The sequence below is a fragment of the Rathayibacter sp. VKM Ac-2856 genome, from assembly GCF_013205055.1.
Taxonomy (GTDB): domain Bacteria; phylum Actinomycetota; class Actinomycetes; order Actinomycetales; family Microbacteriaceae; genus Rathayibacter.
The window spans coordinates 976,052-1,001,127 of sequence record NZ_JABMLF010000001.1 but is presented as its reverse complement, the minus strand read 5'-3'; the positions used below and the strand labels follow the sequence as shown (position 1 = coordinate 1,001,127).

Below are 25,076 nucleotides of genomic sequence, written 5' to 3'. Positions count from 1 at the left end.
CAGCCGCGCCGCCCCCCACACAGGAGAACAGACATGACCGCGAAGACCACGACTCCCGTCCGCTACGCCCTCACCCTCCTCGCCGGGGCCGGCACCCTCGCCGCCCTCGCCGCCTGCTCGAGCACCGCCACCGCCGGCTCCGACGACGCGGGATCGGGCACCGCCGCGACCAGCGCTCCCGCGGCCACCGCCGGCGCGACCTCCGACGCCGGGGCGACCGAGTCCACCGGCTCCGCCGCGACCGGCGCCTACGCCGACGGCACCTACGAGGCCGACGGGTCCTACACGTCGCCCGGCGGCAACGAGTCCGTCGGCGTCGAGCTCACCCTCGAGTCCGGGATCGTCACCGCCGTCACCGTCACGCCCGAGTCCGAGAACCCGACCGGCCAGGAGTACCAGAGCCGCTTCGCGAGCGGCATCTCCGGCGAGGTCGTCGGCAAGAGCCTCGACGAGCTCGACGTGAGCAAGGTGTCGGGCTCCTCGCTCACCTCCGGCGGCTTCAACGACGCCGTCGAGACGATCAAGGCCGATGCCGCTGCCTGACCCGGTGCTGCCTGACCCGGTGGCGACCGGCCCAGTGGCGGCCGGCGCCGGGCCGGCCGCGTCCGGCGGCCTGCGCGTCCTCGACAGCGCGTGGCGGTTCGACGCGATCGGCACCACCTGGCAGATCGACACGGACGCCCCGCTGGGCGCCGCCGCGCGTGCGCGGGTCGAGAGCCGCATCGCCGAGTACGACCGGACCTGGTCGCGCTTCCGCAGCGACTCCGCCGCCTCGCGGCTGCGCACCGAGCCGGGCGAGCACGTCTTCCCGGCCGAGGCCGTGGAGCTGTTCGCCCTCTACGACGCGCTCGTCGAGCTGACGGGCGGCGGCGTCACGCCCTTCGTCGGCGACACGCTGGAGCAGCTCGGCTACGACCCCGCCTACTCCCTCGTGCCGCGCGGCCCGGTCGTGCCCGCTCCGTCCTGGGCCGACGCCCGCGAGAGCGGGGGAGCGTCGCTCCGCACGCGGGCCGGAGTCGTCCTCGACGTCGGCGCCGCCGGCAAGGGGCAGCTCGTCGACCTCGTGCTCGACGAGCTGGCCCTCGCCGGCGTCGACCGGGCGGTCGTCGACGCGAGCGGCGATCTGCGCGCACGCGGGGTCGGCGCCTACCGCGTCGCCCTCGAGCACCCGTTCGACGCCCGGCGCGCGATCGGCGTCGCCGAGCCGGGCGAGCGCGCGCTCTGCGCCTCCGCCGGCAACCGCCGGGTCTGGGGGGACGGCCTGCACCACGTCCTCGACGGCCGCACCGGCCGTCCCGTCGACACGGTCATCGCCACCTGGGCCGTCGCCGACACGGCCCTCGTCGCCGACGGTCTCGCGACCGCCCTGTTCGTCTGCCCGCCCGAGGTGCTCGCCGAGCGCTTCGACTTCGAGTTCGTCCGCGTGCTCAGCGACGGCACCCTCCACTACTCGCCCCGCTTCCCCGGAGAGGTCTTCTGATGATCGGCACCCTCGATCGCGCACTCGGGCGCATCACCATGTACCGCCTGGTCTGGCTGACCCTCGCCGCGCTGCTCGTCGTCGCGCTCGGCTACTCCGCCGCCGGGCTCATCTTCTTCACGCCGATCGAGATCGCCGCGACGGCCGTCGTCGCGATCGCGTCGACGACCGGGGCGACCTGGCTGATCGGCCGCCTGGTCGGCTCGCCGGCGCACCTGGAGTCCTCGCTGGTGACCGGTCTGCTGATCGCGTTCCTGCTCTTCCCGACCGCGGAGCCCCGGGCCCTGCTCGTCGTCGCGCTGATCGGCGTGATCGCGGCGGCCTCCAAGTACGTCCTGGTCTGGCGCGGACGGCACCTCTTCAACCCGGCCGCGGTCGCCGTCCTGATCGTCGGCATCGCGCAGGGCCTGCTCCAGGACACGCCGTTCGCCGGCTCCCTCACCGCCGCGGCCTGGGCACTGCCCACGGGCGCGCTCTGGCCATGGGTGCTGCTCGGCGCGATCGTCGTCGTCGCCCGGGTGCGCCGCTGGGCGATCGTGATCGTCTTCGTCGCAGTCGCCGGCACCGTCTCCGTCCTGCAGTCGGTGCTGAACGGGCAGGAGCCGGGCGCCGCGCTGTCGCTCGTGCTCACCGCCTACCCCTTCGTCTTCGCGGGCGCCTTCATGCTGACCGAGCCGCTGACGCTGGCCCCGCGCCGCTCGCAGCAGCTGATCGTCGCCGTCGTGGCGGCACTGCTCACCACCGTCCCCTTCTCGCTCGGACCGCTGCACGCGAGCCCGGAGCTCGGCCTCGTCGCCGGCAACCTGATCGCCTTCCTCTTCGGCCAGCGCCGGCGGCTGTCGCTCGAGCTGCGCTCCTCGAGCGTGATCGCGCCGGGCATCACCGAGTACCGGTTCGCGCCGCGGACGCCGGTGCGCTTCGAGGCGGGCCAGTGGCTCGAGCTCGAAGTGCCGCACCGCGCCGACGCCCGGGGGAGCCGGCGCACCTTCTCCATCGCGTCCGCTCCCGCGGACGGCGAGATCGCCGTGGCGATGCGCCTGCCCGAGAAGGCGAGCAGCTTCAAGCGCGCGCTCGCGGGTCTCGAGCCCGGTGCCGTCGTCCGGGCGACGAGCGTCGGCGGCGACTTCGTGCTGCCGGCCGATCCGGCGACTCCGCTGCTCCTGGTCGCGGGCGGGATCGGCATCACGCCGTTCGCGAGCCAGCTGACGGCCGTCGCGACGGGCCCGGCGCGCGACGTGGTCGTCGTCTACGCGGCGAGGCGCCTGGAGGACGTCGCCTACCGCGATCTGCTCCGCGTCTCCGGAGCCCGCGTCGTGCTGGTCTCGCCCGAGGTGCCCGATCAGCTGCCCGAGGGCTGGACGCACGTGCCCGGTCGGCTCACGGCCGAGCGCCTCGCGGACGCCGTGCCGGACGCTCCGCGACGCGTCGGCCTCGTCTCGGGCTCGCCGGCGTTCGTCGACTCCGTCCGCGGCGCCCTGCGCTCGGCGGGGGCGAAGAAGGTCCGCACCGACGCCTTCGCGGGCTACTGATGCGGGCGGGCGCCGCTCAGGGGGGCGATCGGGCGGCCCTCTACACTGACGCGGTGCCGACCCCCGCCTCCCGAGTGACCACCGCCTCCCGAGACTCCGCGCGACCGATCGCGTGGCTGCGCGAGAACCGCGACTCCGCCGCCGTGCTCTGGACCGGGTTCGCCCTCGTGCACGTCCTGCTCTCGCTGCTCGCCCTGTTCGCGCCGGGTCTGCCGATGGGCGACGTCAGCATCGTCTACAAGGACTGGATGAGGACGGCCGTCGAGGGCGGTGGGATCGTCGGCCTCGACACGGGCTGGGTGTACCCGATCCTCGCGCTGGTCCCGATCAGCGCCGCCTGGCTCTTCGGCGAGGCGGGCTACGACCTGACCTGGCTCGCCGGCGTCGTCGCCGTCGACGCGGCCGCGTTCGCGCTGCTCCTGCACCGGGGGATCCGCGCCCGCCTCGCCGCGGCGCGCTGGTGGCTGCTCTTCCTGGTGCTCCTCGGGCCGATCGCGGTCGGCCGGATCGACGCGTTCACCGTCCCGCTCGCCATCGCCGGGCTGCTCTGGGTGTCCAGCCGCCCGGTGATCGCCGCGCTCGCGCTCACCGTCGCCACCTGGATCAAGGTCTGGCCCGCCGCGCTGCTGGGCGCCGCCGTCCTGGTGCTGCGCGGCCGGATCCGGATGATCGTCGTCGGCGCGGGCCTCTCGGTCGCCATCGTCGCCGCCGTCTACGCACTCGGCGGGGGCGAGTACGTCTTCAGCTTCGTCACCGACCAGACCACGCGGGGCCTCCAGATCGAGGCGCCGATCAGCACGGTCTGGATGTGGCTCTCCATCGGCGGCTGGGCCGGCAGCTACGTCTGGTACGCCGCCGAGATCAACACCTTCGAGATGCACGGCCCGTTCACCGACGTCGCCGCGGAGCTGATGAACCCGGCGCTCGCGCTCGCCGTCGTCGGGACGGTGCTCCTGGGACTCCGGGCGCTGCGGGCGAAGGCGTCGCCGGTGCGGCTGCTGCCGCTGCTGAGCCTGGGCCTCGTGCTGGTGCTGATCGACTTCAACAAGGTGCTGTCGCCGCAGTACATCGTCTGGCTCGCCCCGCCCGTCCTCGTGGGGCTCGTCGTCGCCGGGCGCGACTTCGCGACGCCCGCGAAGCTGACGCTGGCGATCGCCGCCTTCACGCAGATCGTCTACCCCTACCTCTACCTCTTCCTGCTCTACTCGAACGCGGGCATGGTGCTGGCGCTCACCGTCCGCAACGTGCTGCTGCTGGTGCTGCTCGGCTGGGTGCTGCGCGAGCTGTGGCGCATGGGCGGCGGTGCTGCACGCGGCGGGAGCGACGGCGCGGTGTCCCGCTCGGAGCGCGAGCGGTCCGCCGTGGTCGACGGGGCCGCGGTCGACGGCGCCGGCGGCAGCGCGCGCGCCTAGGCTGGTCGACGGGCCCGATGGACGGGCCCGCGGGGAGGTCGTCTCGTGCTCGTCGCATTCTCGGTCGCACCGTCGGGCGGTGAGGGCCCGGACGCCTCCGTCCACGACGCCGTCGCCGCCGCCGTCCGCATCGTCCGCGACTCCGGTCTGCCGAATCGGACGACCTCGATGTTCACCGAGATCGAGGGCGAGTGGGACGAGGTGTTCGACGTGATCAAGCGCGCCACCGAGGCCGTCGGCGCCTACGGCTCGCGGGTCTCGCTGGTGCTGAAGGCCGACATCCGGCCCGGCTACTCGGGCGAGATCGACGCGAAGATCGAGCGGCTCGGCCGCGCACTCGAGGAGTGAGCCGCGGGGGAGCGCTCTCCTGCTCGAATCGTTTCGATCGGCGCCGGATCCTCGCTATCGTTGACCGGTGACCCTCTCGCCCGCTCGGACCCGCTTCGCCCTGCTCGCCCTCGCGATGGGCGGCTTCGCCATCGGCTCGACCGAGTTCGTCGCGATGGGGCTGCTGCCGCAGCTCGCGCAGGATCTGCTCCCCGACGTCTACGCGGCCAGCTCCGAGCAGGCCAACTCGCAGGCGGGGCTCCTGATCTCGGCGTACGCGCTCGGCGTCGTCGTCGGCGCACCGACCATCGCAGCGGCCGCGGCGCGCTGGCCGCGCAAGCGCCTCCTGCTGATCCTGCTGGTCGCCTTCACCGTCGGGACCGTCGCGTCGGCACTGCTGCCGACCTTCCCGCTCGTGCTCGCCGCGCGCTTCGTGGCGGCGCTTCCGCACGGCGCGTACTTCGGCATCGCCTCGCTCGTGGCGGCGGATCTGATGGGCCCCGGCAAGCGCGGCAAGGGCGTCGCCTTCGTCCTCTCGGGGCTGACGATCGCGAACGTCATCGGCGTGCCCGCGATCACCTGGGTCGGGCAGAACGCCGGGTGGCGCAGCGCCTACCTCGTCGTGGCGGCGATCTTCGCGGCCACCGTGGTCGCGGTGTGGCTGCTCGTGCCGTTCCAGCGGGGGAACGCCGCGGCGACGATGCGCAACGAGCTGAAGGCCTTCGGCCGGCTGCAGGTGTGGATGACCCTCCTGATCGGCGCGATCGGCTTCGGCGGGCTCTTCGCCATGTACAGCTACATCACGCCGCTGTCGACCGAGATCACCGGGCTGCCGCTGGGCGCCGTCCCGTGGATCCTGGTCGTGATCGGCCTGGGCATGACCGTCGGCAATCTCGCCGGCGGCTGGGCGGCCGACCGGAACGTGAAGGTGGCGCTCGTGGTGCTGTTCCTCGGCGTGCTCGTCTCGCTGATCGGTCTCGCGCTGACCGCGACCACGGTCGTGGGCCTGGTCGCGTTCACGTTCCTCGCGGCCGGGTTCTCTGCGGGAGCGTCGCCGGCGATCCAGACCCGGCTGATGGACGTGGCCCGCGACAGCCAGACGATCGCCGCGGCGCTGAACCACTCCGCCCTCAACATCGGCAACTCGGTCGGCGCCGCGCTCGGCGGCGTGACGATCGCCGCGGGCCTCGGCTACCTGTCGCCGATCTGGGTCGGCGTCGTGCTCACCGTCGCGGGCATCCTGCTCGCCTTCGCCAGCATCGCCGTCGACCGCGCCCGCGGCACCGTCGACCCGCCGCGCGACCCCGCCCGCCCCGCCACGGGCGGCGTCCCCGTCAACGCCCTGTAGGCGCCTGAGCGCCGGGCGCCACAGCGTGCGTCGCCGACTCTGCACTCCGCCACTGCCGATGCGGGTGGGTCTCGATACGCGCCTGCGGCGCTACTCGACCAACATAGGCGGGATGCGCGACCGCCCGGTCGGCGACGGTGGGTCTCGATACGCGCCTGCGGCGCTACTCGACCAACATGGAGGGGCGGGGTGCGTGACCGCAGTGTCTGCGACGGTGGGTCTCGATACGCGCCTGCGGCGCTGCTCGACCAGCATGGAGCGCGCGGCCCGCGGCGCTGCTCGACCAGCACGAGCGGGCATGGTGGGCGCCCGCCACGTCTCGTCGGACCACGTGAGCCGACGTCCCTGCCCCCCGCAAGGCGCCGACGGAAATCCGCGTGCCAGCGGATTCTCCGCAGCCGCCGCGACCCGCTCTGCGGTATCCGGCCACGTCGCGAAGCCGACCGCGGCGGGGGCGGGCGGGGACCGCCCCCGCAGAACGACTCAATCCGTCTCGATCAGGATCCCGTCGTGGATGGCGCGCTTGCGCAGGGCGACCTTGGTGCCGACGTCGATGCCGACGACGCGGTACTTCTCGCGGATGCGCTTGAGGTACGACTTCGCCGTCTCCTCGGAGATGCCGAGCTCGAAGGCGACGGACTTGACGGGCTCGCCGCCGCCGTAGAGCGCCATGACGCGGCGCTCCTGGGCGCTGAGCTTGGGGGCTCCGTCCGAGTCGCCGGTGGAGAGCGCCATGTCGAGCTCGTGCGAGATGTAGGAGTGGCCGTCCTTGGCCGCGCGGATCGCCTCGACGATCATGTCGGCGTCCTCGGTCTTGACGAGGTAGCCGAGGGCGCCCGAGGCGAGGGCCTCGCGGACGACGGCGGGCTCGGAGTAGGTGCTCATCAGCACGGTCTTGACGCCGGTGGTCTTCAGCGTCGACAGCTTCACCGAGATCGGGATGTTGTCCTTGAGGTCGAGGTCGAGCAGCACGACGTCGACGGGGAACTCGGGGTGGGTGAGCAGCTCCGGCCAGGAGGCGACCGCGGCGACCAGCTGGATGTCCGAGGCTGCCCCGCGGATCCACTCCGTCAGGGCGCCGAGGAGCATCTTGTGATCGTCGACCACGGCGAGCGTGATCTTCGGTTCGGCGGTGGAGGTCATCGGTGTCCTTCGGGTCGGCGGGGGGTCGGGATGGTCGGTGCCGATCATCGGTCGGCGGGATTCTCGACGTGGCAGTCGATCTCGATCCGGAGCTCGTCGTCGTGGGACGTCTCGCGGAACGTCCCGACCTGAGCGATAGCCTCCCACGTCGCGGGATCGACTCCGCGCACGGGCACGCCCTCGGACTGCAGCGTGAGCGGCACCAGCAGCGTCCGGGCAGGGGCGTCGCCGGTCGGCTCGCGGGGTGCGCCCGCGTGCACGTGCAGCACCACGGAGAGCCCGGAGGCGCCGTCGAGGATGAGCCAGATCGCGGAGAGCAGGCCGTCGCGCTGGCGTTGGCCGAGGAGGCCGGCGTTCCCCTCCGGGTCGTGCAGCTCGACGAGCGGCGAGAGGAGCTCGGACTCCTGGATCGCGTGGTGCAGCCAGGTCTCGCGGCGCCCCTCGATCAGGTGCAGCCGGAGGCTGGTGGCGAGGGCGGCGGCGTGGGCGGCGCGCTGAGGATCGAGCGGGAGGACGGTCGTGCCGTCGCCGACCTCGGCGAGCAGCCGCTCGGCGGCGAGGTCGAGCCGGGCGAGCTCCTCCGAGGCGAGCATGCCGACCGCGTAGCGAGGGCCGAGCGTGGTGCTCTGCACGAGGGCGCGGTCGATCTCGACCTGGACCATGCGGCGGAAGCCCCGCATCATGACCACGGCGACGACGGCGGGGGCGAGGGTGACGGCCATCGCGCCGACGCGGACGGAGAACGAGGTCGGCTCGCCGGAGCCCATCGCGCTGTAGGCGAGGAGCTCGGCGACCGCGATGGCGAGCGCGACGGCGAGGATCTCGGCGCTGCGCCGGTGCACGATCATCGCCGCGTGGGCGACCGCGGCGGCGACGGCGGCGGTCGGCACGGCCGCGGAGGGTCCGTGGCCGGCGACGGCGACCAGATCCAGCGCCACGGCCCCCGCGACCCCGACGACCAGCCCGAGGTAGGCCGCCTGCGGGAGCCGCTGCCCGTCCGCGTGCACGGCGACGACGGCCGCCCCGAAGGACACAGCGAGGAGCAGCCAGGCCGCGATGACGAGTCCCGGTCGGCGGTGGTCGTCGTAGGAGACGATGAAGACGAGGAACTCGTAGGCCATCAGCGCCGCGGCGATGCCGTTGAGGCCGCTGCCGAGATAGCTGGTCCCCAGGGTCTCCTGCTGCCCCCTCCGCAGGCGGGCGGAGCGGGGCGAGCCCGCGCTGCGCCCGGTGTCGGCGCCGGCTCCGCCGAGCAGGGGGGACGTGCTCTCGATGCCGGCGGTCACTTGGGCACCTCCAGGACCACGGTCGTGCCCGAGCCGGGGGAGCTGAACAGCCGGGTGCGCCCGCCGACGTCCGCGAGCCGGGCGACGACCGACTCCTTGAAGCCGAGCTTCGTCGCGGGGACCGTGGCGATCTCGAACCCGGCCCCCGCGTCGGTGACCATCGCGCGGACGGTCTGCTCGTCCTCGGTGATCGTGACGTCGGCCGAGTTCACTCCGGAGTGGCGCCGCACGTTCTCGAGGCACTCGGCGAGGGCGAGGAGGAAGGAGTCGAGCGCGGAGCCGTCGAGCGCGACCTTGCCCGAGCCGTGCCAGATGACGTCGAGCCCCATCCGGCCGAACTTGTCCTTGACGTCCTCGAGGGAGGTGGCGGCGGGCGACGCGGTGACGCTGGTCAGCTGGTACGAGCCGGAGGCGCTCGGCGTCGGCGTCCCGCCGAGGCGCAGCTGGCGCAGCAGCTGGGCGTCCTGCGCGGCCTGGCGGCGCAGGGCGTCCTCCGAGACGCCACGGCCGGAGTGGGCGAGCAGGGTGAGGGTGGCGAGCACGGTGTCGTGCAGGAGCCGCGCGCCCTGCCGGCGCTGGGCCTCCGTCTCGCTGGCCTGCCGCTCCACGCGGTGCGCGTTGCCGATGCTGTCGATGCGCCGCACCACCCGCGGGACGGCGGTGCTGATCCAGAGGGCGAAGCCGCAGAGCGTGCCCCAGGGGAGCAGGCTCTGGACGAGAGCGTTGGGGAGCATCGCCTCCTCGGCGGCGAGGACGCAGATCAGGACGCTCGGGACGAGGACGGGCAGGAGCACCAGCAGGCGCCGTGCGGACGTGGTCAGCACCACGGCGACGGTGCTGGTCACCGCGTTGGCGATCGAGACGAGCACGAAGCCCTCCGGATCGCCGGCGAGCGCGATCGCGAGCCCTCCGCTGAGGAGGAGCCCGCCGACGGCGAGGAGCACCACCCACAGCGTCCGCCCGCTCCGGCCGATCTGCACGTGCAGGGCGGCGATCCCGAGGATCAGCGCCACGGCGAACGGCGTGGCCTCGAGCCGGAGAGTGGCCGGCCCGAGGGCCATGGCGACGGCCGTGGCGTCGAGCAGGAGCCCGATGCCGCAGGCGCATCGGCGGAGGAGGCGGTCGCGCTCGCGAGCGCTGCGGACCAACGGCACGGTCACGCTCCTTCCGACGGCGGCGCGGGGCGGAACCCCCGACTCACGATAGTCACTGGCCGACGACGGGCCGGGAGGCCGCGGGGACTCGGCTCTGACGGGGTGCGTCCCCGTGCCGGGGGGCCCTCGAACGGGGGTGCTCACGGATCGCCGCGGTCGGCTTCCGGACCGCGCCCGGTGCCGACCGTCGCGGGTCAGATGGCGAGCAGCCTCGCCAGGTGCCCGCCGACCGCGTCGTCCTCGATCAGGAAGCCGTCGTGCCCGAACGTCGAGCTGATGACGGCGACCCCGTCGCCGTCGATGTTGTCTCGGACGTGCGCCGCGATGATCCGCTGGCCCTCGACGGGGAAGAGCCGGTCGCTGTCGATGCCCAGCACGAGCGTCGGGCTGGTGACGCGCTCGAGCGCCTCGGCCTCGCCGCCCCGGCCGCGCCCGACGTCGTGCGAGTTCATCGCCTCGACGAGCGTGATGTAGCTGTTCGCGTCGAAGCGGCGGGTGAACTTGTTGCCGTGGAAGTCGAGGTACGACTCGACGGCGAAGCGGCCGCCGCCGCCGAGGGGGCTGAGCCCGGACTGCCAGCTGCGCTCGAAGCGGCTGTTCAGCTCGGACGGGCTGCGGTAGTTGAGCAGCGCCATCCGCCGCGCCAGCGCGAGGCCGTGGTACGGACCCTTGCCGTCGCCGGCGTCGTAGTAGGCGCCGCCCGCGAAGGCCGCGTCGTTCCTGATCGCCTCGAGCTGGACGAAGTTGAGCGCGATCTGGTCGGAGGTGACGCGCGGGGGAGCGGCGAGGATCGCGAGCCGGGCGACCCGCTCCGGGTGGTCGATGCCCCACTCCAGCGCCTGCATCCCGCCCATCGAGCCGCCGATGACGGTGTGCCAGCGCTCGATGCCGAGCCGGTCGGCGAAGAGCGCCTGCACGGCGACCTGGTCGCGGATGCTCGTATAGGGGAAGCGCGCTCCCCACTCGTGCCCGTCCGGCGCGAGCGAGGCGGGGCCGGTCGTGCCCTGGCAGCCGCCGAGCATGTTCGGCGCGACGACGAAGTAGCGGTCGGTGTCGATGACGAGACCCGGGCCGACGAGTCCGGACCACCAGCCGTCGGTCGCGTGCCCCGGGTCGCCGCGGCCGATCAGGTGCGAGTCGCCGGTGAGGGCGTGCAGCACCAGGATCGCGTTGTCGCGCGCGGGCGAGAGCTCGCCCCAGCTCTCATAGGCGACGCGGACGTGGGGGAGTCGGCCGCCGGCCTCGAAGGCGAACGGGCCGATCTCGACGAAGCGCCGGCCACCGGGGTGGTCGCCCTCGCGCCACGCGCCGGTGGCGGGCGGCTTGCCCATCACCGAGCGGAGCTGGCGCTCGGTGACGAAGGCCGAAGGGACGGTGTCCTCGAGTGTCTGCTGCCAGTCCATAGCGGTGTCCATCGTCGCAGAGTGCGGCGGACGCCCGCCCTTTGTTACGCCGCGTGCGGAGCCTGCGGCGCTGTGCGTGCGGGGAGCCCGCGGTGCCCCCCCCGTTCATGCTGGTGGAGCAGCCGCGGAGCGGCACCCCCTCATGCTGGTCGAGTAGCCGCGGAGAGGCGTCCCCTCATGCTGGTCGAGTAGCCGCGGAGTGGCGTATCGAGACCCGCCCTCTGCAGAACGGTGGATCTCGATACGGCCGCTCCGCGGCTTACTCGATCAGCAGGGAAGGGGGGCGCGGCCGCTCTCTGTCGCGCCGACCCGGGTCAGGCGTTCGCGCGGGACGCCTCCACGACGCTGCGGGCGGCCTGCAGCGCCTGCGCGAGGTCGGCGCGGAGGTCGTCGATGTTCTCGAGGCCGACCGAGAGGCGGACGAGCCCGGGCGTGACACCCGCCGTGAGCTGCTGCTCCGGGGTGAGCTGCGAGTGCGTGGTCGACGCGGGGTGGATCACGAGCGAGCGGACGTCGCCGATGTTCGCCAGGTGCGAGAACAGCACGAGCGAGTCGACGAACGCGCGGCCGGCGTCGACGCCGCCCTTGAGCTCGAACGAGAGCACCGCGCCGACGCCCTTCGGCGCGTAGCGGTTCGCCGCCGCGTACCAGGGCGAGGTGGGCAGCCCGGAGTAGTTGACCGTCGCGATGTCCGAGTGGTCCTCCAGGTACTCCGCGATCTCCTGCGCGTTCTGCACGTGGCGCTCGATCCGCAGCGACAGCGTCTCGATGCCCTGGATCAGCTGCCAGGCGCTCGCCGGGGCGATCGAGGCGCCGAGGTCGCGCAGCAGCTGCACGCGGGCCTTGATGATGTAGGCGAGCGAGTCGCCGACCGCATCGGTGTAGACCGCGCCGTGGTACGAGTGGTCGGGCGTCGTCAGCCCGGGGAACTTCGCCGCGTTCGCGGTCCACGAGAAGGTGCCGCCATCGACGATCGCGCCGCCGATGACCGTGCCGTGACCGCCGAGGAACTTGGTCGCCGAGTGCACGATGATGTCCGCGCCGTGCTCGAACGGGCGGATCAGGTACGGCGTCGCGATCGTGTTGTCGACGATCAGCGGGACGCCGGCCTCGTGCGCGACGTCGGCGACGGCGCGGATGTCGAGGATGTTGATCTTGGGGTTGCCGATGGTCTCGGCGAAGAAGAGCTTCGTGTTCGGTCGGACCGCGCGGCGCCACTCCTCCTGGTCGTCCTGGTTCTCGACGAAGGTCGTCTCGATGCCGAGCTTGGCCAGCGTGTACTTGAAGAGGTTGTACGTGCCGCCGTAGATCGACGAGGACGAGACGAGGTGGTCGCCGGCCTGCGCGATGTTGAGCACGGCCGCGGTCTCGGCCGCCTGGCCGGACGCGAGCAGCAGGGCACCGGAGCCGCCCTCGAGCGCGGTGAGGCGCTCCTCCACGACCGCCTGGGTCGGGTTCTGGATGCGGGTGTAGATGTTGCCGAACTCGGCGAGCGAGAAGAGGTTCTTCGCGTGCTCGGCGTTGTCGAACACGTAGGAGGTGGTCTGGTAGATCGGCGTCGCGCGCGCCTTCGTGACGGGATCGGGCGCGGCTCCGGAGTGGATCTGCTTGGTCTCGAACTGCCACTTCTCGGAGTCGGTCATGGTGCATCCCATCGCATCGTCGGTTCGGAACGGAGGCCGTTCCCCGTCGCGACGAGCCTAGGCGCGGGCCGCGGGCGCGGCGAGAGCACCCGACACACGGGGTAATCCCGCCGGGTCAGCGTACGGTGCGGTTCCCGGACGTCGGCCGCGGGTCGCGCTTGGACCCGGTCGGGTCGGCGCGGTTCGCCCGCTCGGGCCGCTCGTCGGCGACCGGCGCGAACAGCCAGGCGGCCCGCGGCTCGATGATCTTGTGGAAGAGCGTGCGGGTCCAGCCGAGCGAGAGCGCCACCGCCACGACGATGCAGAACACGATCATCAGCAGCAGCGCGACCGTGCTCTCGGTCGCCGACAGCAGCCCCGACTCGCGCAGCGGATAGAGGACGAAGCTGTGCAGCAGGTAGACGTACATCGTCGACTGGCCCCACGCCGTCATCGCGGTGCGGCGGCGCGGGATCAGGCTGAACAGGGCGAGCGAGAGCACGACAGCGGTCGCCATCAGCGCCAGGCGCACGAGGCCCGCCCACCAGGCGGTCTCGCCGAGCGCGTCGTAGGGGCGGTCGTAGAAGAACCAGTAGCGCAGATCCGCCGCGCGGAAGGCGTCGATGTTGACCGTCATCACCACCGCGGTCGCGGCGAAGAGGACGACCGCGATCACGCGCGAGACGAGGATCTGCCGCGGGGTGAGATCGAGCCAGCGGTCCACCAGCAGGCGCGAGCCGGCCTTCCAGCTGCGCAGCCGCCAGCCGAACACGAAGAACGGCAGGATCCCGATCGCCCGGGCGAGCGAGAAGGTCGAGTCGATGTTGTCGTAGTAGCTGACGCCGACGGCGAGGACCACGCTGATCAGCAGCGGCCAGCGCAGCAGAGCCAGGTAGGGGAGGACCAGTCGGAAGATGCCCAGGGCGAGCAGGAACCACAGGGTCCAGCTCGGCTTGGTCGGGTTGAACTCCTGCTTGCCCTCGACGGCGAACTGCACCAGCGTCCAGATCACCTCCATGATCAGGTACGGCAGCAGGATGTCGGTGAGCACCCGGCGCATGGTCCGGGTGCTCGGCGCCCCGGCCTTGGAGAAGTACCCCGAGATGATCGCGAAGGCCGGCATGTGGAAGGCGTAGATCGTCAGGTAGACGATCAGCGAGGTGTCCGAGTTGGCCGTCAGCCGCTGGATCCCGTGGCCGATCACGACGAGGGCGACGCAGACGAAGCGGGCGTTGTCCCAGAGGGGGACGCGGCGCTTGGGAGCGGTGGGCGACCCGGCGGTGGCGGGGACCGGGTCGGCGGGCTGCATGCCGCCAGGCTAGCGTTGGCTCCGACGACGGAGTCGATGGTGTCCGAGGCTTGACGGAAAGAGGACGAGCGTGGTTCGACGCGTCGTGGTGACAGGGGCGAGTTCGGGGATCGGTGCGGCCACGGTCCGCCTGTTCCGGGAGCACGGCTGGGACGTGGTGGCGGTCGCCCGCCGCCGTGAGCGGCTCGAGGCGCTCGCCGCGGAGACGGGGGCCGGCCTGTTCGTCGCCGATCTGACCGACGCCGCCCAGGTCGACGCGCTGCGCGACCACCTCGCGGCGACCGGCGCGGTGCACGCCCTCGTCAACAACGCCGGCGGCGCGCTCGGCCTCGACTCGGTGGAGGCGTCCGACCCCGCCGACTGGACGCGGATGTTCGAGATCAACGTGCTCTCGGTCAAGCTCGTCACGAGCGCACTGCTCCCGCTGCTGCGCGCCGGGATCGCCGACGCCGGCTCCGAGGGCTCGGCCGACGTCGTGACCGTCACCTCGATCGCCGGGCACGTCGCCTACGAGGGCGGCGGCGGCTACAACGCGGCGAAGTTCGCCGCGCACGCGCTGGTCGCGGTCCTCCGCCTCGAGCTCGCCGGGGAGCCGATCCGCGTGATCGAGATCGCGCCGGGCATGGTGCACACCGAGGAGTTCTCGCTGGTCCGCTTCGGCGGCGACAGGGAGCGAGCCGACAAGGTCTACTCCGACGTCCCCGGGCCGCTGGTGGCGGAGGACGTCGCCGCGGCGATCGTCTCCTCCGTCGAGCTGCCGCCGCACGTCAACCTCGATCTGGTCACGATCAAGCCGGTGGCGCAGGCCGCGCCGCACAAGGTGATCAAGGGCGCGCTCAGCCCGAAGGAGTGACGGCACCCGGTCGCGGGGTCCTGTGATGTGACGCGGGGCCTCGCGACGCTCTAGCCTGTCCCTCATGGTTTCCGACGCCGACGACTCCGCCGCCCTCCTCGCCGCCACGGAGAAGGAGGTCCTCGGCTGGCTCGAGTTCGGTGACGCCGCTCGCCATCTCGCCGACGACGTCGTCGCCTCCGGCTACCGCCCGGAGCTGGTCGTCGCCATCGCGCGCGGCGGGCTCCTGCTCGCGGGGGCCGTCGCCTACGCGCTGGGCATCAAGAGCTGCGGCGCGCTGAACGTCGAGTTCTACACCGGGGTCGAGGCGCGCCTGTCCGCCCCCGTCGTGCTGCCGCCGCTGCTGGACGAGGCGTCCGTGCGCGGCAAGCGCATCCTCCTCGTCGACGACGTGTCCGACTCCGGGCACACCCTCGCCCTCTCGGTCGACCTGATCCGCGCGATGGGCGCCGAGGTGCAGACCGTCACGCTCTACACCAAGCCGCGCACGGTGCTCGAGCCCGACTTCTTCTGGCGGCGGACTCCGCGCTGGATCGTCTTCCCCTGGTCGGCGCTGCCGCCGGTGGCGGGCGCCCTCGCGGAGGACGACGAGTGAGCGTCCACCTGATCGGCGGCGGCGGCGGAGTCGAGCACGACGCCCAGCTCTACGGCGCGTTCCTGGCGGAGGCGCACGACCGCGCCGTCGACGCCGGCCGCATCGAGGGCCCGCGCATCGCGATCGTCATCGTGCACGACGGCCTCGGCCCCGAGGTCTACGCCGCCTGGGCCGCGACGCTCGCGACGGTCGGCAAGCTCGTCCCCGTGGCCGTGATGAAGCCCGAGGGCGGCCGGATCGACCCCGCCGTCTTCGACGACGTGGACGGGATCCTCGTCGGCGGCGGTCTGACCCCCGCCTACCGCGACGCGCTCGAGGCGTCGTTCCCGCGCCTGCGCGACCTCGTCTCCTCCGGAGTGCCCTACGCCGGCTTCTCGGCGGGCGCGGCGGTCGCCGCCGACCGCGCGATCATCGGCGGCTCGCGCATCGGCGGAGTCGCCGTGGCCCCGGAGCACGCGGCCGAGGAGCTGGACGAGGTCACGGTGCTCGAGGGCATCGGCCTCGTCGACGTCTCGATCGACGTGCACGCCGCGCAGTGGGGCACGCTCGGCCGCCTGGTCGCGGCCGTCGAGGCCGGGCTCGTGGACGGCGGCGTCGCGATCGACGAGTCGACGGTCCTCACCGTCGGGACGGGCGCCCTGCGCGTCCGCGGCGCCGGCTCGGTCTGGCGCGCGAGCGCCGGCGAGGCCGGAGTGAGCGTCGCCACCCTCGCCGCGAGCTGAGGATGGATCTGCAGGAGCTGGCCGGCGCCGGCCTGATCGACCGCGGCTGGGCCGAGGAGCTCGCCCCGGTGGCGGGGGACATCGCCGCGATGGGCGACTTCCTCCGCGCGGAGACGGCGGCCGGGCGGCCCTACCTGCCGGCCGGCGCGCAGGTGCTCCGCGCCTTCGCCGCGCCGCTCGAGGACGTCCGCGTCCTGATCGTGGGGCAGGACCCCTACCCGACGCCCGGGCACCCGATCGGCCTGTCCTTCGCCGTCGACCGGCACGTGCGGCCGCTGCCGCGCAGCCTGCAGAACATCTACCGCGAGCTCCGTGACGACCTGGGCGTCACCGCCCCCGAGCACGGCGACCTCAGCGGCTGGACCCGCAGCGGCGTGCTGCTGCTCAACCGGGTCCTCACCGTCGCGCCGGGCGCGCCCGCCTCGCACCGCGGCAAGGGCTGGGAGCGGGTGACCGAGCACGCGATCCGCACCCTCGTCGCCCGCGATCAGCCCCTCGTCGCGATCCTCTGGGGCCGCGACGCCGCGAAGCTCCGCCCGCTGCTGGGCGACTCGGGCGTCGTCGAGAGCGCCCACCCCAGCCCGCTGTCCGCCTCGCGGGGCTTCTTCGGCTCGCGGCCGTTCAGCCGGGCGAACGAGCTGCTCGCCGAGCGCGGCGCCGAGCCGGTCGACTGGGCGCTCCTGCCCTGACCCGCGCGGCCCGCCTCGGCGCGCCGCCGCCCCGGATACGCTGGCTCCGGTCCTCCGCCGTCGCCCGGAGCGCCGATGCCGACCACCACCGTGCCGACCACCACCGCGGAAAGGGAGCGAGATGCTCGAGGAAGAGTACGAGCAGCGCCGGGTCCTCCCGCCGCACCTGCGCCGGCAGCCCGCCCCCGAGCCGGAGTTCTCCTTCGAGATCCGCGAGGCGCGCAGCGCCGACCTCCCGGACATCCAGGAGATCTACAACCACTACGTCCGCAACACCGTCGTGACCTTCGACGAGGACGACTCGACGCTGAAGGAATGGCGCTCGAAGTTCGCGCGGAACCAGAAGCTCGGGCTGCCGTTCATCGTCGCCGTCTCGCCCTCGGGTCAGATCCTCGGCTACGCGATGGTCTCGCCCTGGTCGTCCAAGCGCGCCTACCGCTTCACCGTCGAGAACTCGATCTACCTCCGGGCGGCCTCCACCGGCAAGGGACTCGGCAAGGCCCTGATGACCGAGCTGCTCGAGCGGGCGAAGGCGGTCGGCATCCGCCAGGTGATGGCCGTGATCGCGGACAAGGGCGCCGAGGCGTCGCTGACGATGCACGCGAAGTACGGCTTCGTCGAGGTCGGGCGGATGGGGCGGGTCGGCTTCAAGTTCGAGCGCTGGCTGAGCACCGTCCTGATGCAGAAGACCCTGAAGTAGCGCCGCCCCCCTGGGATGGCGCCGCCGGGGCAGCGCCGCCGCCGTCGCTGCGAATGCGCCGGACCGAGGCGATCGGCGGGCGGTCCTTCCCTACACTTGTCGGCATGGAATGGCTCGTCCCGCTCATCGTCGTCGTCGTGCTCGTCGTGATCCTCGGGATCTACCTCTGGGCCACCTACAACTCGCTGGTCACGCTCAACGTCCGTGTCGACGAGGCGTGGAGCGACATCACCGTCCAGCTGAAGCGGCGGGCGGACCTGATCCCGAACGTCATCGACTCGGTGAAGGGCTACGCCTCCCACGAGAGGCAGGTCTTCGAGTCGGTGACCCGCGCCCGCGCCGAGACGCTGTCCGCGCAGAGCCCCGCCGAGGCGTCCGCCGCCGAGGACCACATGCAGAAGGCGCTGAAGTCGATCTTCGCCGTGGCGGAGGCCTACCCCCAGCTGCAGGCGAGCCAGAACTTCCTCCAGCTGCAGGGCGAGCTGGTCGACTCGGAGGACAAGATCCAGTCGGCCCGCCGGTTCTACAACGGCGGCGTCCGCGAGATGAACACCAAGGTGACCGTGTTCCCGAACACGCTCTTCTCGCGCCGGCTCGGCTTCTCGGAGCGCGAGTTCTTCGAGGTCGGCGATCTCGCCGCGATCTCGGAGCCGCCGCGCGTCCAGTTCTAGCGGAGCGCGATGTACAGCGCGATCGCCCGGAACAAGCGCAACACGGTCCTGATCCTCGCTCTGTTCCTCCTGATCATCGGCGGTCTCGGCGCGCTCGCGGCCGCGATCTACCGCAGCACCGCGATCGTCGTGGTGGTCCTCGTGGTCGCCGCCGCGTACGCCCTCTTCCAGTACTTCTTCGCGGCGAGGCAGGCGATCGCGATCAGCGGCGGCGTCCCGATCGAGAAGTCCGACGACCCGCGGCTGTACCGCATCGTGGAGAACCTCTCGATCGCCACGGGCACGCCGATGCCGAAGGTCTACCTGATCGACGACCCCGCGCCGAACGCCTTCGCCACCGGTCGCGACCCCGAGCACGCGGTCGTCGCGGCGACCACCGGTCTCCTCGCGATCATGGACGACGCCGAGCTGGAGGGCGTGATGGCGCACGAGCTCGGGCACGTCCGGAACTACGACATCCGGGTGTCGATGATCGTCTTCGGGCTCGTCGTGGCGGTCGGCTTCCTCTCCGACGTCTTCCTGCGCTTCGCCTTCTTCGGCGGCAACCGCAACGGCAACGGCGGCGGCAACCCGATCCTGCTGGTGGTCGGGCTGGTCTCGCTCGTGCTGGCACCGATCGTGGCGACCGTGGTCCAGCTCTCGATCTCGCGGCAGCGGGAGTACCTCGCCGATGCGACCGGAGCGCTCACCACGCGGCACCCGGACGCCCTCGCGAGCGCGCTGCTCAAGCTCGACTCCGCCGGGCGGCCGATGCGGCGCCAGAACAGCTCGATGGCGCACCTCTGGATCGCGGACCCGTCGAAGCCCGGTGCCGTCGCCCGGATGTTCGCCACCCACCCGCCGATCGCGGATCGCGTCCGCCGGCTCGGCGAGATGGGCTCGCGCTTCTAGTCGTCCGCGGAGGGCGCGGTCGCCGGGGGCGCGGTCGCCGGGGGCGCGGTCGCCGGCGGCGCGACCGGCGCGGTCGCGGCCAGCGGACCGCCGTCGAGCGTGGTCAGGTACTCGTCGAAGACGGGCGCCGGGTCGGCCCCCGAGGCGACGGCGTCGACGAGGGCGCGGCGCACCAGGGCGAGCACCACCGTCGCCAGCACGGCCGCGCGCGGCTCGTCTGCGGCGGGCAGGCCCATCCGCAGCGCGATGCTCGGCGTCAGGGCGGTCTCGCCGTCGTGCAGCGACTGCGCCCAGACGGCGCGCATCGCCGGCGTCTCGGTGAGCAGCGGCATCAGCCGCAGGGTCCGCTCCAGCTGCGGGCCGGAGGCGGCGGCGGCGAAGGCGGCGCCGAGAGCCGTGTTCAGCGACTCCGACGCCGGACGGGTCGTGAGCTCGCGCGCCATCGCGGCGATGGCCGCGTAGAGCACGGGGCGCACGCAGTCCTCCTTGCCGCCGAGGTAGCGGTGGAAGGTGCGCAGCGAGATGCCGGCGGCGTGCGCGAGGTCCATCGAGCTGACGCCCTTCGTCGTGCCGCGCTCGAGCAGCAGGGCGACGCACTTCTCGGAGAGGGCGAGCGCGATCGGGCCCTGCCGCTCCCGCGGGCCGCTCATGCGAGGACCTCCCGGTGGCTCGCGGTCAGCGCCCTGAGGAGATCGGACGCGAGGGTGCCGCGGCCGACGACCGTCACGCTCTCGAGCCCCTGCCACCGGGCGGCCGCGACGAGCAGCGCGGCGAGCCGCTCGGCGGTGTCGGGCGGCGCCCCCGGCTCGCGCCAGGCGGACTGCACCAGCAGCACGCCGTTCCGCCGGTCGCTCTTGAGATCGACGCGCGCCGCGATGACGTCGTCGAGCAGGACGGGCAGCACGTAGTAGCCGTGCACGCGCTGCGCCGCGGGCGTGTAGATCTCGATCCGGTAGTGGAAGTCGAAGAAGAGCTCGGCGCGCGGGCGGTGCCAGACGACGGGATCGAAGGGCGAGAGCAGCGCGTCGGCCCGCAGCTCGCGGGGTCGGCGGGCCGCGGTGTGCCGCCAGAGCGGGAGCGGCCGGCCCGAGCGCTCCCAGCCGCGGACCTCGACCGGCACCAGCTCGCCCGCGTCGACGAGGTCGCGCACCGCCGCGAGGGTCGGCGCCTGCAGCAGCCGGTGGTAGTCGGCGAGATCGCCGAGCGTGCCGACGCCGAGGGCGAGCGCGGATCGGCGCACCAGCTCGCGGACCGCGTCCTCCGACGGGATGTCGGCGTCGAGCACCTCGCGGGGGAGCACCTGCTCGGCCAGGGCGTAGGAGCGCTCGAACCGCGTGCGGCCGGCGGTGACCACCTCGCCCCAGCGGAAGAGCACCTCGAGCCCGCGCTTGATGTCGGACCAGCCCCACCACGGGCCCGTGCGCGTGTTCGCCTCGTGCTCGATCTCGGAGGCGCGCAGCGGTCCGTCGGCCAGCGCCGCGCGCAGCCAGTCGAGCGTGGAGCGGTTCTCGGCCGCCCAGCCCTCGTGCTCGGGCAGCCGCACGCGGCGGTAGTGCTCCATCCGCCAGCGGTAGAGCGGCAGGTCGGCCCGGCGGATCAGCGCGGCCTCGTGCGCCCAGTACTCGAGGTAGTGGCCCTTCGGCGAGAACGCGACCGCGTCGAGGAGGGCGCGGTCGTAGGGGCCGAGGCGGGCGAGGACGGGGAGGTAGTGGCTCCGCTCGAAGACGTTCACCGAGTCGAGCTGCAGCGGCCGGATGCGGTCGATCACGCCGAGGATCTGCCGCGTGCCGACCCGCGCCGGCGGCGCGGCGCCGAAGCCCTGGGCGGCCAGGGCGATGCGGCGCGCGAGCGCGGGGCTGAGCTGCTCGGTCATGGTGCCCCCACGCTAGCGAAGGGCACCGACATCGGCCGGTCCGGTGCCGATGCCGCTCCGCCGCCGGGTGTTCCCGTCCGGTTCACCCGCCCGGCCCCGGCGCGTCGGGAGACGACCCTACGTTTCCCGAGGCGCCCCGCCGGGGCCGCCCACCCGACTCCTGGAGGACCCTTGACGACCCAGCGCTTCCCGCGCGCCGGCGTGCTCGCCGCCGCGACCGCCGCCCTCGCCCTCACTCTCACCGCCTGCTCCGGCGACGCCGGCGCCTCCTCGGGAGAGGCGTCCGCCGACGCCTCGACCGCGACCTCCGCCGCCGACCTCGGCGGGCTCGACGCCCTGATCGAGGCCGCGAAGGCCGAGGGCGAGCTGAACGTCATCGCGCTGCCCGACAACTGGGCCAACTACGGCGAGCTCATCTCGGGCTTCGAGGACGAGTACGGCATCACCGTGAACTCCGCGGACCCGGACGTCTCCTCCGCCGAGGAGATCAGCACCGCGCAGAACCTGGCGGGTCAGGACACCGCTCCGGACGTCTTCGACCTCGGCGCCGCGGTGGCGCTCGCCAACACCGACCTGTTCGCGCCGTACAAGGTCGAGACCTGGGACGACATCCCCGAGGGCAATCGCGAGGAGACCGGCCTCTGGGTGAACGACTACACCGGCCTGATGTCGATCGGCTACGACGCCGACGCCGTGCCCGCCCCCGAGTCGCTCGAGGACCTCCTCGGCGCCGACTACCGCGGCTCGGTCGCGATCAACGGCGACCCGACCCAGGCCGGCGCCGCCGCCGCCGCGGTGCAGCTCGCCGCGGTGCAGTCGGGCGGATCCGCGGACGACGTCCAGCCGGGCATCGACTTCTTCGCGGAGCTGAACGACGCGGGCAACTTCCTGCCGCTGGACCCGACCGACGCGACGATCGCCTCGGGCGAGACCCCCGTCGTCTTCGACTGGAGCTACAACAACCTCGCCGCCGCGACCGCGAACGAGGGCACCCGCGAGTGGACGACGACCGTGCTGCCCGGCACCGCGGTCGGCAGCTACTACAACCAGGCGATCAACGCCGATGCACCGCACCCGGCCGCCGCGCGCCTGTGGCAGGAGTACCTCTACTCCGACGCCGCGCAGAACCTCTACCTCGCGGCCGGTGCCTACCCGGTGCGCCTCGCGGCGATGGTCGACGCGGGCACGGTCGACCAGGAGGCCCTCGACGCCGTCGGCGCCGCTCCGGAGGACCTCGTCCAGTTCACGACCGAGCAGACCGAGGCCGCCTCGGCGCTGCTGGCCGAGAAGTGGGCCGCGGCGATCCAGTGACGACCGCCTCCGTCCGCGCCGTCCCCGAGGCCCGCGCGGCCCGGGGACGGCGCGGTCTCCCCGCGTCGCTGGGCGTCGCTCCGTTCGCGGTGTACGTCCTGCTCTTCCTGGCCGTGCCGACCGTCCTCGCGGTCGCCACCGGCTTCGTCGACGGCGACGGCCGGTTCACGCTCGCGAACGTCGCGGCGCTGGGCGACCCCGTCGTCCTGTCGGCCTTCGGCGCCTCGCTCGGCCTGTCCGCGCTCACCGCGGTGCTCGGTGCCGTCCTCGGCGGGATCGTCTGCCTCGCTCTGCTCGGCGCCGACCCGCGCGGACCGCTCCGGACGATCGTCGACGCCGCCGCGAGCGTGCTCGCGCAGTTCGGCGGAGTGATGCTGGCGTTCGCCTTCATCGCGACGATCGGCGTGCAGGGCCTCGTGACGACGCTCCTCGCGGGCGCGGGCGTCGACCTCTACGCCGACGGCGTCTGGCTCTACCAGCTGCCGGGGCTGATCCTGCCCTACCTCTACTTCCAGGTGCCGCTGATGGTGCTCACCTTCCTGCCCGCCCTCGAGGGGCTGCGGCCCGAGTGGGCCGAGGCGAACGCCGTGCTCGGCGGCGGTGCCGCGAGCTACTGGTGGCGCGTCGCGGTGCCCGTGCTCGCCCCGTCCTTCCTCGGCTCGATGCTGCTGCTGTTCGCCAACGCGTTCTCCTCCTTCGCCACGGCCGCGGCGCTGATCAGCCAGGGCGCCCAGATCGTGCCCCTGCAGATCCGTGCGGCCCTGGTGAGCGAGACGGTCCTCGGCCGCGAGAACCTGGCCGGAGCGCTCGCGCTCGGGATGCTCGTGGTGATGATCGTGCTGATGTCCGGCTACGCGCTGCTGCAGCGCCGCGCGCAGCGGTGGCAGCGGTGACCCGAGCCCTGTCCCGGATCGTCCTCGTCGTCGCCGGGATCGCCTTCGCGGTGCCGCTGATCGCGATGGCGGAGTTCACCCTCCGCGGCGCAGGCGGCTACGACCTCTCGCACTGGACGGCGATCCTCGACCCGGAGAACGAGCGCGGCTACCGCGCGCTCTTCCAGGGCATCGGCAACTCGCTGATCCTCGCGGTGGTCACCGCCCTGATCGTGCTCGTGCTGCTCGTGCCGACGATGCTCCTGGTCGAGATCCGCCTGCCGCGCCTGCGCCGGGTGCTGGAGCTCGTCTGCCTGCTCCCGCTGACCGTCCCCGCGATCGTGCTGGTCGTCGGTCTCGCGCCGGTCTACTCGGTGATCACCCGGCTCGTCGGCTCGGCGCCGTGGACGCTCGCCCTCGCCTACGGCGTGCTCGTGCTGCCCTACGCCTACCGCGCGATCGCCGCGGACCTCGCGGGCCTGGACGCGATCACGCTCTCGGAGGCGGCCCGGTCGCTCGGTGCGGGCCCTGTGGGCGTCCTCACCCGGGTGCTGCTGCCGAATCTGCGCCGGGGCCTCGTCGCCGCCGCGCTGATCACCGTCGCCGTCGTCCTCGGCGAGTACACGATCGCCTCGCTGCTCAGCCGCACGACGCTGCAGACCGGCCTCGTCCAGGTGTCGAAGCAGGACGCCTACGTGGCCGTGATCTTCTCCCTCCTCTCCCTCCTGTTCGCCTTCGCCCTGCTGCTCGGGATCGGCCGCCTCGCGCGGATCGGCCTCGTCGCGACCGGGCGCCGCGCCCCGAAAGGCATCTCGTGACCGCGCCCCTCTCCCCGGGCGCCCGCGTCCGCTTCCTCGACGTCGCCCGGCACTTCGGCGCGGCCCGCGCCCTCGACGGCGTCTCGTTCGACGTGGCGCCGGGGGAGTTCATCGCCCTCCTCGGCCCGTCCGGCTGCGGCAAGACCACGGCGCTCCGCGCGCTCAGCGGGCTCGAGCGGATCGACTCCGGTCGCATCCTGGTCGACGAGCGCGATGTCGCCGACCTGCCGGTCGCCCGACGCGACATGGGCATGGTCTTCCAGTCGTACTCGCTCTTCCCGCACCTGCGCGCCCGCGAGAACGTCGAGTTCGGCCTGCGCACCCGCGGTGTCGCGGCCCGGGAGCGGCGGACGGCCGCGCAGGACGCGCTCGACCTGGTCGGCCTCGGCGCGCTCGGCGACCGCTACGCGCACCAGCTCTCGGGCGGTCAGCAGCAGCGGGTGGCGCTGGCGCGGGCGCTGGTCACCCGCCCGCGCGTCCTGCTCCTGGACGAGCCGCTGTCCGCGCTGGACGCGAAGGTCCGCGTGCAGCTGCGCGACGAGATCAAGCGCCTGCAGTCCGAGATCGGCATCACCACGTTCTTCGTCACGCACGACCAGGAGGAGGCGCTCGCCGTCGCCGACCGCGTGGCGGTGATGAACGCGGGGCGGATCGAGCAGCTCGGAGCGCCGGAGGACCTCTACGCGCGGCCCTCGACGCCGTTCGTCGCGCACTTCGTCGGTCTCTCGAACGTGGTCCCGGGCGTCGTGTCCGGCGGCGGGGTCTCGGTGCTCGGCGCGCGCCTGCCTCTGGTCGACACCGCGACCGGCGACGGCGCCGTCTCGGCGTTCCTCCGCCCCGAGGACATCGAGATCGTGCCGGGCGGTGCTCCGGACGCCCTGCCCGCGGTCGTCGTCGCGACCAGCTTCCTCGGGCCGGTGCGGCGCTCGACTCTCCGCACCGAGCAGGGGGAGGAGCTCGTCGTCCAGCACGCCGCCGGTCTCCGGCTCGAGCCGGGGGAGCGGGTCGGGCTCGCGCTGGCGCTGCGGCCGGTCGCGGTCCGCGCCGCCTCGTGAGTCGTCGCGGATT

25 protein-coding genes are annotated in these 25,076 nt (G+C 73.1%); 17 read left to right on the top strand and 8 right to left on the bottom strand.

Annotated elements, in window-relative coordinates:
• Positions 1-33 precede the first annotated feature (33 nt).
• The 6 genes from HQQ82_RS04640 to HQQ82_RS04615 all read left to right on the top strand — a co-directional run bounded on the left by HQQ82_RS04640 (position 34) and on the right by HQQ82_RS04615 (position 6,096).
• Entirely contained in the window at positions 34-543 is a 510-nt protein-coding gene (locus HQQ82_RS04640; protein ID WP_173231859.1) for an FMN-binding protein, read from the top strand.
• The gene (locus HQQ82_RS04635) at positions 530-1,480 is read left to right on the top strand and encodes an FAD:protein FMN transferase (protein ID WP_173231858.1); all 951 of its coding nucleotides are present in this window, start codon (positions 530-532) and stop codon (positions 1,478-1,480) included. Before HQQ82_RS04640 ends, HQQ82_RS04635 begins: the two co-directional genes overlap by 14 nt.
• Complete coding sequence (locus HQQ82_RS04630) at positions 1,480-3,009, top strand: oxidoreductase (RefSeq protein WP_173231857.1); 1,530 nt, start codon at positions 1,480-1,482, stop codon at positions 3,007-3,009. The genes HQQ82_RS04635 and HQQ82_RS04630 overlap by 1 nt, the downstream gene beginning before the upstream one ends.
• 53 nt (positions 3,010-3,062) lie before the next feature.
• Positions 3,063-4,421 carry a glycosyltransferase 87 family protein gene (locus tag HQQ82_RS04625; protein WP_173231856.1) on the top strand — a complete coding sequence of 453 codons (1,359 nt, stop codon included), beginning with the start codon at positions 3,063-3,065 and terminating at the stop codon, positions 4,419-4,421.
• Between the two features lie 45 nt (positions 4,422-4,466).
• Positions 4,467-4,769, top strand: a complete 303-nt coding sequence (locus HQQ82_RS04620; RefSeq protein ID WP_123702710.1) for a thiamine-binding protein — start codon at positions 4,467-4,469, stop codon at positions 4,767-4,769.
• A gap of 115 nt (positions 4,770-4,884) precedes the next feature.
• Entirely contained in the window at positions 4,885-6,096 is a 1,212-nt protein-coding gene (locus HQQ82_RS04615) for an MFS transporter (protein ID WP_173232333.1), read from the top strand.
• Positions 6,097-6,579: 483 nt separating this feature from the next.
• Here the strand turns inward: HQQ82_RS04615 and HQQ82_RS04610 are convergent, their stop codons facing one another.
• The 6 genes from HQQ82_RS04610 to HQQ82_RS04585 form a co-directional block, all read right to left on the bottom strand.
• Positions 6,580-7,239 (bottom strand): response regulator, encoded by a 660-nt coding sequence (locus HQQ82_RS04610; protein WP_123445394.1) that lies wholly within the window; start codon positions 7,237-7,239, stop codon positions 6,580-6,582.
• 44 nt (positions 7,240-7,283) lie between these two features.
• On the bottom strand, positions 7,284-8,525 hold the full coding sequence (locus tag HQQ82_RS04605) for a hypothetical protein (RefSeq protein ID WP_173231855.1): 1,242 nt from the start codon (positions 8,523-8,525) through the stop codon (positions 7,284-7,286).
• A complete protein-coding gene (locus tag HQQ82_RS04600) occupies positions 8,522-9,685 on the bottom strand; it encodes an ATP-binding protein (protein ID WP_173231854.1) in 1,164 nt (387 codons plus the stop codon). Before HQQ82_RS04600 ends, HQQ82_RS04605 begins: the two co-directional genes overlap by 4 nt.
• A gap of 188 nt (positions 9,686-9,873) precedes the next feature.
• On the bottom strand, positions 9,874-11,082 hold the full coding sequence (locus tag HQQ82_RS04595) for a homoserine O-acetyltransferase (RefSeq protein ID WP_173232332.1): 1,209 nt from the start codon (positions 11,080-11,082) through the stop codon (positions 9,874-9,876).
• Positions 11,083-11,396: 314 nt separating this feature from the next.
• Positions 11,397-12,725: a bifunctional o-acetylhomoserine/o-acetylserine sulfhydrylase gene (locus HQQ82_RS04590; RefSeq protein ID WP_173231853.1), complete on the bottom strand. Its 1,329-nt coding sequence runs from the start codon at positions 12,723-12,725 to the stop codon at positions 11,397-11,399.
• A 115-nt stretch (positions 12,726-12,840) separates the two neighbouring features.
• On the bottom strand, positions 12,841-14,013 hold the full coding sequence (locus HQQ82_RS04585) for an acyltransferase family protein (protein WP_173231852.1): 1,173 nt from the start codon (positions 14,011-14,013) through the stop codon (positions 12,841-12,843).
• A gap of 70 nt (positions 14,014-14,083) precedes the next feature.
• On the opposite strand from HQQ82_RS04585, the gene HQQ82_RS04580 reads away from it, so the two are divergent.
• From HQQ82_RS04580 to HQQ82_RS04550, 7 genes are all read left to right on the top strand, one after another.
• Entirely contained in the window at positions 14,084-14,866 is a 783-nt protein-coding gene (locus tag HQQ82_RS04580) for an SDR family NAD(P)-dependent oxidoreductase (protein ID WP_367947812.1), read from the top strand.
• Between the two features lie 64 nt (positions 14,867-14,930).
• The gene (locus HQQ82_RS04575) at positions 14,931-15,461 is read left to right on the top strand and encodes a phosphoribosyltransferase (protein WP_173231851.1); all 531 of its coding nucleotides are present in this window, start codon (positions 14,931-14,933) and stop codon (positions 15,459-15,461) included.
• Positions 15,458-16,183 carry a Type 1 glutamine amidotransferase-like domain-containing protein gene (locus HQQ82_RS04570; protein ID WP_173231850.1) on the top strand — a complete coding sequence of 242 codons (726 nt, stop codon included), beginning with the start codon at positions 15,458-15,460 and terminating at the stop codon, positions 16,181-16,183. Before HQQ82_RS04575 ends, HQQ82_RS04570 begins: the two co-directional genes overlap by 4 nt.
• Positions 16,180-16,872 carry a uracil-DNA glycosylase gene (locus tag HQQ82_RS04565; protein WP_254071286.1) on the top strand — a complete coding sequence of 231 codons (693 nt, stop codon included), beginning with the start codon at positions 16,180-16,182 and terminating at the stop codon, positions 16,870-16,872. The genes HQQ82_RS04570 and HQQ82_RS04565 overlap by 4 nt, the downstream gene beginning before the upstream one ends.
• Before the next feature lie 121 nt (positions 16,873-16,993).
• Positions 16,994-17,572, top strand: coding sequence for a GNAT family N-acetyltransferase (locus HQQ82_RS04560; protein ID WP_173231848.1), 579 nt, complete (start codon positions 16,994-16,996; stop codon positions 17,570-17,572).
• A gap of 104 nt (positions 17,573-17,676) precedes the next feature.
• On the top strand, positions 17,677-18,243 hold the full coding sequence (locus HQQ82_RS04555) for a LemA family protein (RefSeq protein ID WP_173231847.1): 567 nt from the start codon (positions 17,677-17,679) through the stop codon (positions 18,241-18,243).
• Positions 18,244-18,252: 9 nt separating this feature from the next.
• Positions 18,253-19,134, top strand: a complete 882-nt coding sequence (locus tag HQQ82_RS04550; RefSeq protein ID WP_173231846.1) for a M48 family metallopeptidase — start codon at positions 18,253-18,255, stop codon at positions 19,132-19,134.
• Here HQQ82_RS04550 and HQQ82_RS04545 read toward each other — a convergent pair.
• Both HQQ82_RS04545 and HQQ82_RS04540 read right to left on the bottom strand, forming a co-directional pair.
• Positions 19,131-19,784 carry a TetR/AcrR family transcriptional regulator gene (locus tag HQQ82_RS04545; protein WP_173231845.1) on the bottom strand — a complete coding sequence of 218 codons (654 nt, stop codon included), beginning with the start codon at positions 19,782-19,784 and terminating at the stop codon, positions 19,131-19,133. The genes HQQ82_RS04550 and HQQ82_RS04545 overlap by 4 nt on opposite strands.
• Positions 19,781-21,007, bottom strand: coding sequence for a winged helix-turn-helix domain-containing protein (locus HQQ82_RS04540; RefSeq protein WP_173231844.1), 1,227 nt, complete (start codon positions 21,005-21,007; stop codon positions 19,781-19,783). Before HQQ82_RS04540 ends, HQQ82_RS04545 begins: the two co-directional genes overlap by 4 nt.
• 171 nt (positions 21,008-21,178) lie before the next feature.
• Here HQQ82_RS04540 and HQQ82_RS04535 point away from each other — a divergent pair, with 171 nt between their 5' ends.
• The 4 genes from HQQ82_RS04535 to HQQ82_RS19785 are packed head-to-tail and all read left to right on the top strand — an operon-like array spanning position 21,179 to position 25,063.
• Positions 21,179-22,318 carry an ABC transporter substrate-binding protein gene (locus HQQ82_RS04535; protein WP_216848189.1) on the top strand — a complete coding sequence of 380 codons (1,140 nt, stop codon included), beginning with the start codon at positions 21,179-21,181 and terminating at the stop codon, positions 22,316-22,318.
• Complete coding sequence (locus HQQ82_RS04530) at positions 22,315-23,211, top strand: ABC transporter permease (RefSeq protein ID WP_173231843.1); 897 nt, start codon at positions 22,315-22,317, stop codon at positions 23,209-23,211. Before HQQ82_RS04535 ends, HQQ82_RS04530 begins: the two co-directional genes overlap by 4 nt.
• On the top strand, positions 23,208-24,008 hold the full coding sequence (locus HQQ82_RS19790; protein WP_367947811.1) for an ABC transporter permease: 801 nt from the start codon (positions 23,208-23,210) through the stop codon (positions 24,006-24,008). Before HQQ82_RS04530 ends, HQQ82_RS19790 begins: the two co-directional genes overlap by 4 nt.
• The gene (locus HQQ82_RS19785) at positions 24,005-25,063 is read left to right on the top strand and encodes an ABC transporter ATP-binding protein (protein ID WP_173231842.1); all 1,059 of its coding nucleotides are present in this window, start codon (positions 24,005-24,007) and stop codon (positions 25,061-25,063) included. Before HQQ82_RS19790 ends, HQQ82_RS19785 begins: the two co-directional genes overlap by 4 nt.
• Positions 25,064-25,076 lie beyond the last annotated feature (13 nt).